General features: G+C 62.6%; 18 protein-coding genes. 12 read left to right on the forward strand and 6 right to left on the reverse strand.

Annotation, left to right across the window (positions count from 1 at the left end):
• Positions 1-31 precede the first annotated feature (31 nt).
• The gene (serS, locus tag KBY90_RS00410; protein ID WP_254966419.1) at positions 32-1,309 is read right to left on the reverse strand and encodes a serine--tRNA ligase; all 1,278 of its coding nucleotides are present in this window, start codon (positions 1,307-1,309) and stop codon (positions 32-34) included.
• 197 nt (positions 1,310-1,506) lie between these two features.
• Here serS and KBY90_RS00415 point away from each other — a divergent pair, with 197 nt between their 5' ends.
• From KBY90_RS00415 to KBY90_RS15125, 4 genes are read left to right on the forward strand one after another with little or no spacing between them, the layout of a single operon-like run.
• On the forward strand, positions 1,507-3,468 hold the full coding sequence (locus KBY90_RS00415) for a hypothetical protein (protein ID WP_254966420.1): 1,962 nt from the start codon (positions 1,507-1,509) through the stop codon (positions 3,466-3,468).
• A 21-nt stretch (positions 3,469-3,489) separates the two neighbouring features.
• Complete coding sequence (locus KBY90_RS00420; RefSeq protein WP_254966421.1) at positions 3,490-4,113, forward strand: prepilin-type N-terminal cleavage/methylation domain-containing protein; 624 nt, start codon at positions 3,490-3,492, stop codon at positions 4,111-4,113.
• Between the two features lies 1 nt (position 4,114).
• Positions 4,115-4,696, forward strand: coding sequence for a GspH/FimT family protein (locus KBY90_RS00425; protein ID WP_254966422.1), 582 nt, complete (start codon positions 4,115-4,117; stop codon positions 4,694-4,696).
• A complete protein-coding gene (locus tag KBY90_RS15125) occupies positions 4,693-5,376 on the forward strand; it encodes a type II secretion system protein J (RefSeq protein WP_396122471.1) in 684 nt (227 codons plus the stop codon). The genes KBY90_RS00425 and KBY90_RS15125 overlap by 4 nt, the downstream gene beginning before the upstream one ends.
• Before the next feature lie 39 nt (positions 5,377-5,415).
• Here the strand turns inward: KBY90_RS15125 and KBY90_RS00430 are convergent, their stop codons facing one another.
• Together KBY90_RS00430 and KBY90_RS00435 are read right to left on the reverse strand one after the other, a co-directional pair.
• Positions 5,416-5,676 carry a NifU family protein gene (locus KBY90_RS00430; RefSeq protein ID WP_254966423.1) on the reverse strand — a complete coding sequence of 87 codons (261 nt, stop codon included), beginning with the start codon at positions 5,674-5,676 and terminating at the stop codon, positions 5,416-5,418.
• Between the two features lie 54 nt (positions 5,677-5,730).
• Positions 5,731-6,324 carry a hypothetical protein gene (locus KBY90_RS00435; protein ID WP_254966424.1) on the reverse strand — a complete coding sequence of 198 codons (594 nt, stop codon included), beginning with the start codon at positions 6,322-6,324 and terminating at the stop codon, positions 5,731-5,733.
• A 138-nt stretch (positions 6,325-6,462) separates the two neighbouring features.
• Between KBY90_RS00435 and lepA the strand changes: the two genes are divergently transcribed.
• The 5 genes from lepA to KBY90_RS00460 all read left to right on the forward strand — a co-directional run bounded on the left by lepA (position 6,463) and on the right by KBY90_RS00460 (position 10,058).
• A complete protein-coding gene (gene lepA, locus KBY90_RS00440) occupies positions 6,463-8,271 on the forward strand; it encodes a translation elongation factor 4 (RefSeq protein ID WP_254966425.1) in 1,809 nt (602 codons plus the stop codon).
• Positions 8,272-8,273: 2 nt separating this feature from the next.
• Positions 8,274-8,621, forward strand: coding sequence for a nucleotidyltransferase domain-containing protein (locus tag KBY90_RS00445; RefSeq protein WP_254966427.1), 348 nt, complete (start codon positions 8,274-8,276; stop codon positions 8,619-8,621).
• A 91-nt stretch (positions 8,622-8,712) separates the two neighbouring features.
• Complete coding sequence (locus KBY90_RS00450) at positions 8,713-9,339, forward strand: Uma2 family endonuclease (protein ID WP_254966428.1); 627 nt, start codon at positions 8,713-8,715, stop codon at positions 9,337-9,339.
• Between the two features lie 81 nt (positions 9,340-9,420).
• Complete coding sequence (locus KBY90_RS00455; protein WP_254966429.1) at positions 9,421-9,666, forward strand: type II toxin-antitoxin system Phd/YefM family antitoxin; 246 nt, start codon at positions 9,421-9,423, stop codon at positions 9,664-9,666.
• Complete coding sequence (locus tag KBY90_RS00460; protein ID WP_254966430.1) at positions 9,663-10,058, forward strand: type II toxin-antitoxin system VapC family toxin; 396 nt, start codon at positions 9,663-9,665, stop codon at positions 10,056-10,058. The genes KBY90_RS00455 and KBY90_RS00460 overlap by 4 nt, the downstream gene beginning before the upstream one ends.
• Here the strand turns inward: KBY90_RS00460 and KBY90_RS00465 are convergent.
• Entirely contained in the window at positions 10,025-10,186 is a 162-nt protein-coding gene (locus tag KBY90_RS00465; protein WP_254966431.1) for a type II toxin-antitoxin system VapB family antitoxin, read from the reverse strand. The two genes, KBY90_RS00460 and KBY90_RS00465, sit on opposite strands and share 34 nt — an antisense overlap.
• Positions 10,187-10,262: 76 nt before the next feature.
• Between KBY90_RS00465 and KBY90_RS00470 the strand changes: the two genes are divergently transcribed.
• The 3 genes from KBY90_RS00470 (at position 10,263) to KBY90_RS00480 (ending at position 12,116) form a co-directional block, all read left to right on the forward strand.
• Positions 10,263-10,502 (forward strand): CopG family transcriptional regulator, encoded by a 240-nt coding sequence (locus KBY90_RS00470; protein WP_254966432.1) that lies wholly within the window; start codon positions 10,263-10,265, stop codon positions 10,500-10,502.
• Entirely contained in the window at positions 10,499-10,885 is a 387-nt protein-coding gene (locus tag KBY90_RS00475) for a type II toxin-antitoxin system VapC family toxin (protein WP_254966433.1), read from the forward strand. The genes KBY90_RS00470 and KBY90_RS00475 overlap by 4 nt, the downstream gene beginning before the upstream one ends.
• A 97-nt stretch (positions 10,886-10,982) precedes the next feature.
• On the forward strand, positions 10,983-12,116 hold the full coding sequence (locus KBY90_RS00480) for an ATP-binding protein (RefSeq protein ID WP_254966434.1): 1,134 nt from the start codon (positions 10,983-10,985) through the stop codon (positions 12,114-12,116).
• 13 nt (positions 12,117-12,129) lie between these two features.
• Here the strand turns inward: KBY90_RS00480 and KBY90_RS00485 are convergent, their stop codons facing one another.
• Complete coding sequence (locus tag KBY90_RS00485) at positions 12,130-12,540, reverse strand: type II toxin-antitoxin system VapC family toxin (protein WP_254966435.1); 411 nt, start codon at positions 12,538-12,540, stop codon at positions 12,130-12,132.
• Positions 12,537-12,788, reverse strand: coding sequence for a type II toxin-antitoxin system VapB family antitoxin (gene vapB, locus KBY90_RS00490; protein ID WP_254966436.1), 252 nt, complete (start codon positions 12,786-12,788; stop codon positions 12,537-12,539). Before vapB ends, KBY90_RS00485 begins: the two co-directional genes overlap by 4 nt.
• Between the last annotated feature and the right edge of the window lie 104 nt (positions 12,789-12,892).

Here is a 12,892-nt window from a genome sequence, read left to right on the forward strand (position 1 = left end):
CGAATGGCCGTGCTACCGCCCCGCCCACCCTTCAGCCGAGTCGCTCCCCCCCGAAGTAGGGCACCAGCGCGGCGGGGAGCTGCACGGAGCCGTCGGGTTGCTGGCCGTTTTCCAGCAGGGCGGCCATGGTGCGGCCCACGGCGAGGCCGGAGCCGTTGAGGGTGTGCACGAGCTGGGTGCCCTTGCTGTCGGGGTCCTTGAAGCGGATCGAGGCGCGGCGGGCCTGGAAGTCGCCGCACACCGAGCAGCTGGAGATCTCGCGGTAGGCGCCGGCGCCGGGGAGCCACACCTCCAGGTCGTAGGTGCGGGCGGCGGAGAAGCCTAGGTCGCCGGTGCAGAGCTCGATGCGGCGGTAGGGGAGCTCGAGGGTTTCGAGGATGGCTTCGGCGTGGCGGGTGAGCTGCTCGTGGGCGTCGGCCGACTCCTCGGGGCGGGTGAACCAGTAGAGCTCCACCTTGTTGAACTGGTGCAGGCGGATCAGGCCGCGGGTGTCGCGGCCGTAGGAGCCGGCCTCGCGGCGGAAGCAGGGGGTGTAGGCGCAGTAGCGCAGGGGCAGCTGCTCGGCGGCGACCACCTCGTCGCGGTGCAGGGACGTGAGCGGCACCTCGGCGGTGGGGGTGAGCCACAGGTCGTCGTCGGCGCAGCGGAAGCTCTCCTCGGCGAACTTGGGCAGCTGGCCGGAGCCGGTGAGGCTGGCGGTGTTCACCAGCACCGGCGGCAGCACCTCGGTGTAGCCGCGAGATGTGTGCTGATCCAGCATGAAGCTGATCAGGGCGCGCTCGAGGCGGGCACCGGCGCCGAGCAGGGTGATGAAGCGGCTCTGGGCGATGCGCACCGACCGTTCGGTTTCCCAGAGGCCGAGACGCTCGCCGATCTGCCAGTGCTCCTGCAGGCCGGCTTCGGTGCGTGGACGGCCCCAGCGCTTCACCTCCACGTTCTCGGCCTCGCCGGCGCCGTCGGGCACGGCGGTATCGGGCAGGTTGGGGAAGGTGAGCAGCTGCTCGCGCAGCCGGGCCTCCAGGCCTTTCTCCTCTTCCTCCAGCACCGCCACCTGCTGCTTGATGCGGTTGCCCTGCTCGCGCAGCGCGGCCACCTCAGGGCCAGCCGGCGCGGCTCCGCCGCGCATGAGCTCGCCCACCTGACGGCCGATCCGGTTGCCTTCGGCCTGGAGCTCGCTGCGGCGCTGTTCGAGATCGCGCTCCTGGCGGGCGATCAGCTGCAGACCGGTGAGGTCGACCTGCAGACCGCGGCGGGCCAGCTGGCTCACGATCCGCTCAGGGTTGTCGCGCAGCAGGCGCTGATCGAGCACGGGGGGCGGAAACGGCGGTACGCAGCGTAGGAGCCGGGCCCTGCGGTGGCCTGGCTGAAAGGTTGGTGATGAACCGTTGCCCCCCGTGCGCCAACGGCCCCGCGGGGGTAGCTTGAAACCAGGAGTGGACGACCTGATACGCCATGGACCAACCACGCAACGGCCGGGGCGCCCTGAACCTGCTGCTGAGGCTGTCGATGCTGCGGGCCCGCCAGCGGGGCGGCGGCAGCCTGGCGGAACGGGGCTACTCACTGGCGGTGGCCCTGATCGCCGCCTTCGTGCTGCTGCTGGGGGTGGCGGCGCTGGCGTCACGGGGCCAGCTGGGCTTCATCGGCCAGGCGTTTCAGGTGCAGAACCGCCAGGCTCGGGATGTCGCGGAAGCGGCGATCGCGGAGTTCGCCACCACGATGAATAGAGAAGAAAATCGATATCTTCTCATTGCTGGAAATACCGCTAATTGGGGAACTGGCACAACCGCCGCCCAGCTTGACAATCGCAATGTTTGCACAGTCTACGATCTTGCTGGTCAGCTAATTGGCAGTAAACGAGACGCTGTCCCGTTGGACTACAGCTCTCCTATACAGGCTGACATCGATCGCTTCAGGCCGAACAATGGTGATCAACCGCTGGACCGGAGCAATTCAGACGATAATAGAACATTTGTCGTTGAAAGCGTCCAATTCTTACGAGAGACTAGAGCTCAATTCACAGCAGGTACTCCAGGAGACACCAATCCGGCATCTGACTGGGTCTACAGGCAAGAACAACTTAAAGCCGGAAATGATCGCTCATTGATCAGGATTACAGTTGTTGGCACGGTCACTCAAAATAATCGGACAAGCACGGCTCGAGTTGCGCGTGAGTTTGAAATTACTCCGAAGTGTTGTAAACGCTCGTTTGGTGGCCAAGCTGCTACGAACTGGGGAAGAGATCGCACTCCCTGTTCTCTCGAGGCGTTTGATGGAGGTCGCGGATTCATTATTGGTCTAAACGGGGGTGGTATTAACCCGGGGACAGGGGGAGGTGGCTTTGACATTCGAGACGAGCGAGGGTTGATTACCCAAGCTCTATGTTTTGGAGGTACTGGTGGAAGTGCAGGCGACCTGAGTGGTTCCGTGAATACAACTCCATGTACTAGCGAGTCATTGAGATTAGGGCGAGTTGCCGGAGGAGGAACAGGCGTTCAATTTGTAGGTGAAGAGTTTAATATCACTTTTCCTCGATATGCAAAGTCAATTCCAGACGACTATTTGGCGACTCAAAATTTCATCGATCCACTGGCCACCCCGCTCGTGGCTAAGGAGATCAATCAAGCCAGTCTTTCGCCAGCCATTGGCTGGGTTGACCTTTCCATAGGTGGAGATCGCTATATTTACTTTGATACGACTCTTAGGCAGCTTAGAATGTGCGACTCTAATGGCACAAGCAATTGTGGGCCATTGGCTGTTGATGGAAACGGAAGAGATGTTTGCTATGAGAGACTAGATATTCCGACTCCAACTACATCTCCTCGTCGGCCTTATGCTGAGGTCAATTGCAGGCTGCAAAGCTTTAACCTAGGCGGCAACGATGTAATAATAGATACATCCAATGCAAGGATTAATTTTTTCTTTGATAATCCAGGATTTACCGGGACATACATGAATGTGACTGGAAACTCAGACTTTAGGAGGGTGCATTGCTCATGGGGTAGTACCCCCGCCTTCCCCTGCACCTACGAAGTGCCCTGGGTTGATGCCTCTCAAGGCCGTGATTTTCAGGCGCTGTGTGATAGCACTGGAGCTTCCCCCTGCGGATTAGTTGACTCCTCTGGAACTCCGAACAAGTTGGACTATTACGACATATCAGAACTGCTCAACATTTATGCTAATGGCAGCGGAACCTTTGACCTGAGAGGACAGAGTGCAATTGTCGGATTTAATCTGTATGCTCCCAGGGCAAGCATCATCTTAAGAGGAGGTGGTAATGCCGAGCCTAACTTCATGGGGCGCCTTTGGGTAAACAGTTTGACATTCAGTGGTGGAGGGAACAGCCTTGCGATTCGCATTCCCGCCTCAGCGCCATCTTTCTTGCCTCCTGGTAGCACTATATTCAACACGATTGACTATTATGACTTTGTCGCCAGAAGCTTTACTCAAGCGTCTGGATTTGGTCTGTAGGTTGCCATCCATATGAAGCTCATGGCCATCGCCAACATCTCCTTTTCTCAGGCCCCAGAGCGCTTGCTAAGAGGCAAAAAGAATGCAGGATTTACCCTGGTAGAGGTATTGGCTTCTGCGGTTATTCTCCTCGTTGCTACTGTTGGTGCAATTGTTGCTTTCAATCTTATTACACAATCAGTTCGGGGAACCGGATCGCGAGCTGATCAGAGCAGAAGGATTGATGAGCAGATTGCGGAAATAAATAGACTCTCTGAAATATACACTTCTTGCGGTACTCCTGAAGGCGCCGTTCCGAGCAACCTGCCGACACTACCTTGCGCGGGAAGTACAACTGACGTTCAAGTGGGAAATTCTTTTTATTATTTTCCTGACCCGGCTAACACCTCATTTGTTGCTCGTTTTTTCTCGGCATGCAGATCCTCTGCAGAAAGCGGACACATTACGGCCGGGTTTGTTTCTGCTATTGATGGGATTCCTCCTGGTGCCGATACCCTTGATGGTGGTGTCTCTCGCCGTGCCGCAGAGCGAGTTAATCCATCTGATGCTTCTAATCATCTTGTTGAGGTGATATGGGAAGATGAGCTAGAGAGGCCTTTGAGAACTGTGCGTATTGCTCCCATTGTTTCCTCATGGTGTCCTTAAGATGAAACGCCTGCGAAACCTTTCTCTGTTTTCTCGACTTCCGCAATACCCTGGGTTCACTTTGCCCGAGTTGCTGGTGATCGTTGTAATCATAGGTGTTATCGCCGCCGTTGGTATTAGTGGATTCTTTTTCCTGGTTCGCCGTGCGCGAGTTCAGTCTGTAGCCCTTGAAGTGGCTGGATGGCTTGAGCAGGTTCGCAACGCTGCTGCGGATGAAGTGACGGCTAATCGAGTGGCAGGGGGTTGCAGGGTAGCATTTGACAATGGAGATCGCTTTGCGGGTGGCCAGATTGCAACAGTTGATCAGGACTGCACATTTCCAGAAGCAATCTTACGGGTTCCACTCAGCGTACAGCAGGACTTCGTTAACCTTGAACCTGTAGGAAGCCCTGTCACGTTTACCCCTCGCGGCCTTTGGGTTGACAGTGCAAATGTTCCAGGCACTAATTTTCAGTTGACTATAAGCCTCAACGGCGATCTCCCAGTTCGCTGCATTAGGTTGTCTCCTGCTTTGGGGGCAGTTGAAATAGGAAGGCCTCCCAACTCTGCTTCTGATACATGCACTATTTGGCAGGGTCTATGAAACTAATTCTTCGACTGATCGCCCGGTCTAATCGCCCTCGGTTGCGACCTGCCGATGCTTTCACTCTTCCTGAGTTGTTGGTGGCTAGTCTGATTGCTGCGCTTATTGCGGTGATTACGGCGCAAGTGATGATCAGTCAGCTGAGGGAGGAGGGAAGGTTAGAAGCTGCTCAGCGCAACCGTGAAGATTTCAGCAGGCTTAACTACCTGTTGCAGATTGAGGCTTCTGAGGCAGAGCAAATTGAAGTTGGAGCATCCCCTCCGGGCTGCACAATTCCAGGGGGCTTTACATTATGGATTCCTAGGCCAGATGATGTATACGGGCCCTCAATTAACAGGTCTGGAGTCCAGTATGTTAACTCGTCTGGAGGCATTGTGCGATGCGGTCCACGTGTATTCCGCAATGGAACCTTGGACCATCCTCCTCTCCTTGTTGGTAGTGACGGCTCGGTTTCCGTCGGGGCAGATGGAGTCGTTTCGGGTTTGGTTGTTCCAAACGCATCAATCACGGTTCTGAATCCGCCTCTGCAACCAGCAAAGCAAATATCTTACCAAGTGGATTTTGTTAATGGAAATCTAGGCATTGCGGGCGCTTTGGAGCCGGTCACCCTTCATGCGAAGAGCATTTTCGTCTGCAATCCTTCCATCGGATCCGGGGGGGGAATCGGTGATTGCCAGTAGTCGGCTTGCGCCCCCGCCCCCCCCTCCATTTTTTGGCACTTAGAGCACCTGCACCACCTCGTCAATCTCGGGAATCGCCTCGCGCAGTTTGCGCTCGATGCCCATCTTGAGCGTCATCGTGCTGCTGGGGCAGCTGCCGCAGGCGCCCTGTAGTCGCACCTTCACGATCGGCCCCTCGATCTCCACCACTTCCACATTCCCGCCATCGGCCATCAGGTAAGGGCGCAGTTCATCCAGCGTGCGCTCCACGTTCTCGATCGTGAGTGCGCGCGGGTCGGTGGTGGCGGCTTCGGTGCTCATGGCTCGTGTTGCGGCAGCTGAGCCTGATCATAGGAACCGCGCCCCGTGGCTGGCTCAGCTCTCGTACATCAGGAAGAAGCTGTCCGGCGGGTCCGGCCGCCCCTTGCTTCGCCAGCGCGCCACCAGCGAACGCACCTCCTGCTCGTACTCCCTCCAGCGCTTGTGGCGATAGCTCACGTACCACAGCCCCGGCAGCACACACAGGCACAGCAGTCCCACTGCGATCAGCTGGTGCTCCAGCCGCGAGCCTGCATCCGGAAACGGTTCGGCGCTGCCGATCGCCCAGGCCAGCGCCCGCGGTCCCTCGTCCAGCAGCCGCAGCTGGTTCACCGAGAAGCCCCGCACCGTGCGCGCCACCGCCGGCAGCTTCGCCAGCGGCCCCTTCAGCACCCGCCGGGCGATGCGCACCCGTTGCTTAAGCCGCCGCCGAGCCTCCTCCAGCGGCACACGGGCCAGCACCTTGCCGTCGCCGTCCACCAGCGTGTAGCTGGCGGTGGTCATCCGCGATGCCGTCTGGTCCGGCGTCTGCCCCTCCTTCAACGCCCCCTTCCTCCGCGCCACATCGATCGCCGCGCGATAGAGCAGCCGCTGACCTTCCTCCCGGCTGAGCAGGCGGTGGTCGACTGGGTGCTCAAGTGGCTGGTCCATGCCGGGATCGCTCCGCAGCCGGTTGTTCAACCCTACGCAGCGCCTCAGGTTTTGGGCTAACACATCCTTAGGATCATCTGAGCCTCCGCCTCTGGTCTCCCCGCGCGGAAGCGGCATCCACCGCCCGATCCCGAGCGCATGACCGACGTTCCCGTCTCCCGCATCCGCAATTTCTGCATCATCGCCCATATCGACCACGGCAAATCCACCCTCGCCGATCGTCTCCTCCAGGACACCGGCACCGTGGCCGCCCGCGACATGCAGGAGCAATTCCTCGACAACATGGAGCTGGAGCGCGAGCGCGGCATCACCATCAAGCTCCAGGCCGCGCGCATGCAGTACACGGCCGCCGATGGCGAGAGCTATGTGCTCAACCTCATCGACACCCCCGGCCATGTGGATTTCAGCTACGAGGTGAGCCGTTCGCTCCAGGCCTGCGAAGGTGCCCTGCTGGTGGTGGATGCCAGCCAGGGGGTGGAGGCGCAGACCCTGGCCAATGTGTATCTGGCCCTGGAGAACGATCTCGAGATCATCCCGGTGCTCAACAAGATCGATCTGCCCGGCGCCGATCCCGAGCGCATCAAGGAGGAGATCGAGGCGATCATCGGGCTCGACTGCTCCAAAGCCATCCCCTGCTCCGCCAAGACCGGCCTCGGCGTGCCCGAGATCCTCGAGGCGGTTGTGGAACGCATCCCCCCGCCGGCCGACCGGGTGGCCGAGCCGCTGCAGGCGCTGATCTTCGACTCCTATTACGACCCCTACCGGGGCGTGATCGTGTATTTCCGGGTGATCAGCGGCCAGCTGCAGCGGCGCGACAAGGTGCTGCTGATGGCCAGCGGCAAAACCTACGACCTCGATGAGATCGGCGTGATGGCGCCCGATCAGCGGCCCGTGGACAGCCTCCACGCCGGCGAGGTGGGCTACCTGGCCGCCTCGATCAAGGCCGTGGCCGATGCCCGCGTGGGCGACACCATCACCCTGGCGGCCAACCCCGCCCCGGCGCCGCTGCCCGGTTACACCGAGGCCAAGCCGATGGTGTTCTGCGGCCTCTTCCCCACCGACGCCGACCAGTACCCCGACCTGCGCGAGGCGCTGGACAAGCTGCAGCTCTCCGACGCCGCCCTCAAGTACGAGCCCGAAACCAGCAGCGCCATGGGCTTCGGCTTCCGCTGCGGCTTCCTCGGCCTGCTGCACATGGAGATCGTGCAGGAGCGGCTGGAGCGCGAATACAACCTCGATCTGATCGTCACCGCCCCGTCGGTGATCTACAAGGTGAACCTGCTCGATGGCAGCACCGTGATGATCGACAACCCCGCCACCCTGCCCGATCCGCAGAAGCGCGAGTCGATCGAGGAGCCCTACGTGAAGCTGGAGATCTACACGCCCAACACCTACAACGGCACGCTCATGGAGCTCTGCCAGGAGCGGCGCGGCGAGTTCATCGACATGAAATACATCACCACCGATCGCGTCACGCTTCACTACGAGCTGCCCCTGGCCGAGGTGGTGACCGACTTCTTCGATCAGATGAAGAGCCGCACCAAGGGCTACGCCTCGATGGAATACTCCCTGATCGGCTACCGCAAGAACGATCTGGTGCGCCTCGACGTGCTGATCAACAGCGAGAAGGCCGATCCGCTCACCACAATTGTGCACCGCGACAAGGCCTACAACGTGGGCAAATCCCTGGTGGAGAAGCTCAAGGAGCTGATCCCCCGCCAGCAGTTCAAGATCCCCATCCAGGCCGCCATCGGCAGCCGCGTGATCGCCTCCGAGAGCATCAGCGCCATGCGCAAGGACGTGCTCGCCAAGTGCTACGGCGGCGACATCTCGCGCAAGAAGAAACTCCTGCAGAAGCAGGCCAAGGGCAAGAAACGCATGAAGGCCATGGGCCGCGTGGAGGTGCCCCAGGAGGCCTTCATGGCGGTGCTGAAGCTGAATCAGTAGCCATGGTGGTGCTGCGCTGGCCGAGCTCCGAGGCGGTGCTTGAGCAGGCCCGCATCTGGGCCCAGCGGCAGGCCGAGGCCAATCCGGATCTGGAGGCGGTGGGCGTGTTCGGCTCCTACGGCCGCGGCGATGCCGGCGTGGGCAGCGACCTCGACCTGCTGCTGATCCTCAGCCAGTGCGACCTGCCGGTGTGGGAGCGTCTGCGCCGCTGGGATACCAGCCCCCTGCCCCTGGCCACCGACCTGCTCGTGTACAGCCGCGCCGAGTGGGACACCCTGCCCCAGTGGAACCCGAAGCTGGCCGACGTGCTCGGGCGGGATTTGCGCTGGCTCCATGCGCGGAACCAATGAGGCTCTGAGCTGACACGCCTGCTCTCACGCTATCGCCGCCTTGTTGGGCAAAACCCACACCTCTAGCCTGAAGAAGACTGGGGGAAGGTCCATGACGCTGGCACCGCCAAGCTCAGCACCAGGCGTGCAGCCCCTCCAGCTGCCGTGGGACCTGCGGCTCAACGCCGATCAGTTCGAGAGGGTGTGCCAGGCCAATCCCGATGCTGTGCTGGAACTGTCGGCCGATGGCCAGCTGATCGCCATGACGCCCACCGGCAGTGAAACCGGCGCTCGCAACAGCGAGTTGCTGTTTCAGCTCACCACCTTTGCCAAGTCATCGGGTTGCTCGAGGGTGTTCGACAGTTCCGCCGGCTTCCGCCTCCCTGACGGCTCTGTGCTCAGCCCCGATGCCTCCCTGGTCCGGCTGGAGCGCTGGCAGGCCCTCAGCCCTGGGCAGCGCCAAGGGTTTGCGCCCCTCTGCCCGGATCTGGTGGTGGAACTGGCCAGCCCGAGCGACGACGGTCCCCGTGGCCTCACCGCCCTGCGCCGCAAGATGGACGCCTACCTGGCCAATGGCGCCCAGCTGGGCTGGTTGTTGCTGCCCGAGGAGCGGGCGGTGGAGATCTGGCGGGCCGGTGCCGCCGCCAACCCGGAGCGGCTCGACAACGCCAAAACGCTCGACGGAGGTGAGCTGTTCAGCGGCCTCGTGCTGGATCTCGGCCCGATCTGGGACGTGTGAGCGGGGGCCGTTCCCGGGCCCAGCCGTGGGCTCAGGCCGTCGGGAATGACTAAACTAGGGCTTAGTCAATCGAGAAGGATCGTGGAGGACGCAAAGGCGAAGCTCGTGAATGTGCACCAGGCCAAGACAACCCTGTCTCAGCTGCTGCAGGACGTGGAGCATGGCGAGGAGGTGGTGATCGCCCGTGCCGGCACCCCCATCGCGCGTCTGGTGGCGTGGAGTCCTCCACCGCGCACGGTCGCAGCCCCTGGTGCGATGCGCGGCCAGATCGACACAGCCGATGATTTCGACGAGCCGCTGGATGCGCTCTTTGATGCCCTGCAATGACACGGCTGCTGCTCGATACCCATCTGCTGATCTGGTGGCTCGCAGGCGATCCCCGGCTCCCCGATCCGGTGGTGCAGCGGGTGCAGGATCCGGACGCCGAGGTGTATGTGAGCCAGGCCTCCCTTTGGGAGATGGCGATCAAGTGTTCGCTGGGGCGTTTACGGGTGGATCTGCCGGAGCTGGAGCGAACGCTGCCGAGTCTGGGATTCCGTTGGCTGCCGATCCGCAATTCGCATCTTCTGGCGATTGCCGAGCTCGAGAACGATGGCCAGCATCGTGATCCATTCGATCGCCTGCTGGTGTGCCAGAGCCGTGTGGAACCGATGCTGCTGCTGAGTGTGGACAAGCAACTCAGGCGCTATGGCGCCACCGTCCAGGTGCTCTCGCGATAGCAGCGCGGCGGCACCTCCAGCTGCAGTTCACTGCCGCCCAGCCGTGCCAGCCGCCGGGCGCTTTCGCGGGCCACTAGGGCCTGAAGGGCCTCCCGCAGCAGGCGGGAGCGTTCCGGGATCCCGCTCAACTGCTCGGCCGGCCAGAGGGAGCATCGACTCTGGCTGGCATGCCCGATGTATGTTGCATACATCACCTGCCGACCGATGCGCCGCACGCAGATCTATCTGTCTGAAGCTGAGCGGCAGGGGTTGCTGGCACTGGCTCAGCGCAGCGGCCGCAGCCAGAGCGCCCTGATCCGGGACGCCATCGATGCCTTTCTGGAGCAGCACCAGCCCCAGGGCCGTCTGGCCCGCCTCCGTGAGGCCCGAGGTCTCTGGGCCCATCGCGACGATCTGCCCGACTGGCGAGAGCTTCGCCAGGAACTGGATCGACTCCGCCCGTGAGCGATGGCCTGCTGGTGATCGACACCGACGTGCTGATCGACTATCTGCGTGATCAGCCCCAGGCCGTTGCGTTCCTGGAAGGCAGCGAGCGGCAACTGGCGGCGTGTGTGATCACCATCGCCGAGCTCTACGCGGGTGTGCGCGACGGTGATGAGCGGCTGCGCCTGGATGCCTTCGTTTCGACGTTTGAGCTCCTGGACGTCGGACCTGCGGCGGCGGTGCAGGCTGGGCCGTGGCGGCGGCAGTATGGCCGCAGCCATGGCACAGGGCTGGCTGATGCCCTGATTGCCGCCACGGCGGAGGGCGCAGGCGGCTCGCTGGTGACACTCAACCGGCGCCACTTCCCGATGCTGGCCACCGTTCTGGTTCCCTACGTGAAATGACGGAGCGGGGCTGTTGAACAGAGAGCGCTAGGCGTGACCATGCAAAAATGGCGGCAGTGTCGCCGGATCAGCAGCGTTTTTGGCGGTTTTCGGGCGATTGTTTCAGGCGCCAGCGGGGAGCTTCTTCCTGTTCGGCCCCCGGGGCACGGGGAAGTCCACCTGGCTGCGGCGGCGGCTGGCCGATGCTCTCTGGCTTGATCTGCTGGATCCGGAGCTCCAGCGCCTCTACCAGGCCCGGCCCGAGCGCCTGAGTGAGCGGATCGCCGCCGAACCCTCAGCCCGCACCGTCGTGATCGACGAGGTACAGAAGGCACCGGCCCTGCTCGATGTGGTGCACGCCCTGGTGGAGCGACGGCCGGAGCTGCGCTTCGTGCTCACCGGCTCCAGCGCCCGCAAGCTGCGCCGCGGCAGCTGGAACCTGCTGGCCGGTCGGCTCCTGGAGGCCTCCCTGCATCCGTTCATGGCCGCCGAACTGGGCGAGGAGTTTGACCTGCAGCGGGCCCTTGCTGTGGGGCTGGTGCCGCTGGTGGTGCAGGCGGCCGATCCAGCCCGCACCCTGGCGGCCTATGCCTCGCTCTACCTGCAGGAGGAGGTGCGGGCCGAGGCGTTGGTGCGTGATGTGGGCGCCTTTGCGCGCTTCCTGGAGGCCATCAGCTTCTCCCACGGCTCCCCGCTCAACCTGGCGGCCGTGGCGCGTGAGTGTGGCGTGAGCCGCAAGACCGTGGAGGGCTACCTCGAGATCCTGGAGGATCTGCTGCTGGCCTTTCGGGTGCCGGCGTTTCAGCGCCGGGCGCAGCGTCAGCTGGTGGCTCATCCCAAGTTTTTTTACTTCGACGCCGGCGTGTACCGCTCGCTGCGGCCTGCCGGCCCGCTCGATGCGCCCGCCGAGATCGAGGGCATGGGCCTCGAGGGCCTGGTGGCCCAGCACCTGCGCGCCTGGATCGCCTACCGCGGCGGCACCGAAACGTTGCACTACTGGCGCACCCGCGCAGGCCGCGAGGTGGATTTCGTGGTGTACGGCCCCGGCACGTTCGTGGCCCTGGAGGTGAAGCGCAGCCGCAGCGTGCAGCCCCGTGATCTGGCGGGCCTCAAGGCGTTCCGGGAGGATTATCCCGAGAGTGAGACGGCTCTCCTCCACCTCGGCCCCGAACCGCTGCGCGTCGACGGCATCGACTGTCTGCCGCTGGAGTGCTTTCTGCGGGGGATGACACCGTCTGCCCCGCTGCTGTAGGGCGGGCCAGAACCTACGCCACCCAGTTCTCGATGGCCAGACCGGGGTAGGCGGAGAAGTCTGCGGGGTTGTTGGTCACCAGCGTGACCCCCAGGGCAAGGGCATGGGCCGCGATCAGCTTGTCCAGCGCATCCCGCCGCCGTTCACGGGTCGCCCAGCGCACTAGGCCATAGGCGCGGGCGGACGCTGCGTCGAAGGCAGCCACCGGAACCTCCTGCAGGAAACGGTCCAGGGCCTGTCGATTGCGTTGCTCGTCGGGACCGGAGGCCACCACGCCGAACTCCAGCTCCGCGGCGGTGATGGCTGAGATCAGCACCTCCCCCACGCGGCACCGTGCGAAGCGCTCGGCCACCTCAGGGGGCTGATGCTTCATCAGGTAGATGCAGATGTTGGTGTCGAGCAGGTAACGAGGCTCTGGGCTCACAGGGAGGGCCGCTCCTTCTGGTCTTGCTCCCGGCCGCCCGCCAGGAAGGTGGGCGAGAAGCTGGCCAGAGCGGCCAGCGCCCCAGTGATCGGCCGGGCGGCTGGACGGATGCGGATCTCATCGCCAATGCGCTCGATCTCGAGTTCGAGGTTGTTGTGCTCATAGGCGAGCTCCGCAGGAATGCGCACGGCCTGGGAGTGGCCGTTGCGGAACAGACGCGTCTTGGCCACGACAAGCTGGATGTACATGGATATACTAGGGCCTGGCGCTGGCCGTTGACGGCGGCCATGTTGCGGATCTTTGCGGGCGGCACGTGTCCGGTGGCAACGCTGATGCGGTCGTCGCCGAGGTG

This window comes from Cyanobium sp. CH-040 (genome assembly GCF_024346135.1).
Lineage (GTDB): Bacteria > Cyanobacteriota > Cyanobacteriia > PCC-6307 > Cyanobiaceae > NIES-981.

Coding starts and splice junctions, on each gene's coding strand:
- KBY90_RS00430 (WP_254966423.1), bottom strand. CDS start 5,676: ATGAGCACCGAAGCCGCCACCACCGACCCGCGCGCACTCACGATCGAG.
- KBY90_RS00415 (WP_254966420.1), top strand. CDS start 1,507: ATGCTGCGGGCCCGCCAGCGGGGCGGCGGCAGCCTGGCGGAACGGGGC.
- lepA (WP_254966425.1), top strand. CDS start 6,463: ATGACCGACGTTCCCGTCTCCCGCATCCGCAATTTCTGCATCATCGCC.
- KBY90_RS00425 (WP_254966422.1), top strand. CDS start 4,115: ATGAAACGCCTGCGAAACCTTTCTCTGTTTTCTCGACTTCCGCAATAC.
- KBY90_RS00445 (WP_254966427.1), top strand. CDS start 8,274: ATGGTGGTGCTGCGCTGGCCGAGCTCCGAGGCGGTGCTTGAGCAGGCC.
- KBY90_RS00460 (WP_254966430.1), top strand. CDS start 9,663: ATGACACGGCTGCTGCTCGATACCCATCTGCTGATCTGGTGGCTCGCA.
- KBY90_RS00470 (WP_254966432.1), top strand. CDS start 10,263: ATGCGCCGCACGCAGATCTATCTGTCTGAAGCTGAGCGGCAGGGGTTG.
- KBY90_RS00435 (WP_254966424.1), bottom strand. CDS start 6,324: ATGGACCAGCCACTTGAGCACCCAGTCGACCACCGCCTGCTCAGCCGG.
- KBY90_RS00450 (WP_254966428.1), top strand. CDS start 8,713: ATGACGCTGGCACCGCCAAGCTCAGCACCAGGCGTGCAGCCCCTCCAG.
- vapB (WP_254966436.1), bottom strand. CDS start 12,788: ATGTACATCCAGCTTGTCGTGGCCAAGACGCGTCTGTTCCGCAACGGC.
- KBY90_RS15125 (WP_396122471.1), top strand. CDS start 4,693: ATGAAACTAATTCTTCGACTGATCGCCCGGTCTAATCGCCCTCGGTTG.
- KBY90_RS00420 (WP_254966421.1), top strand. CDS start 3,490: ATGGCCATCGCCAACATCTCCTTTTCTCAGGCCCCAGAGCGCTTGCTA.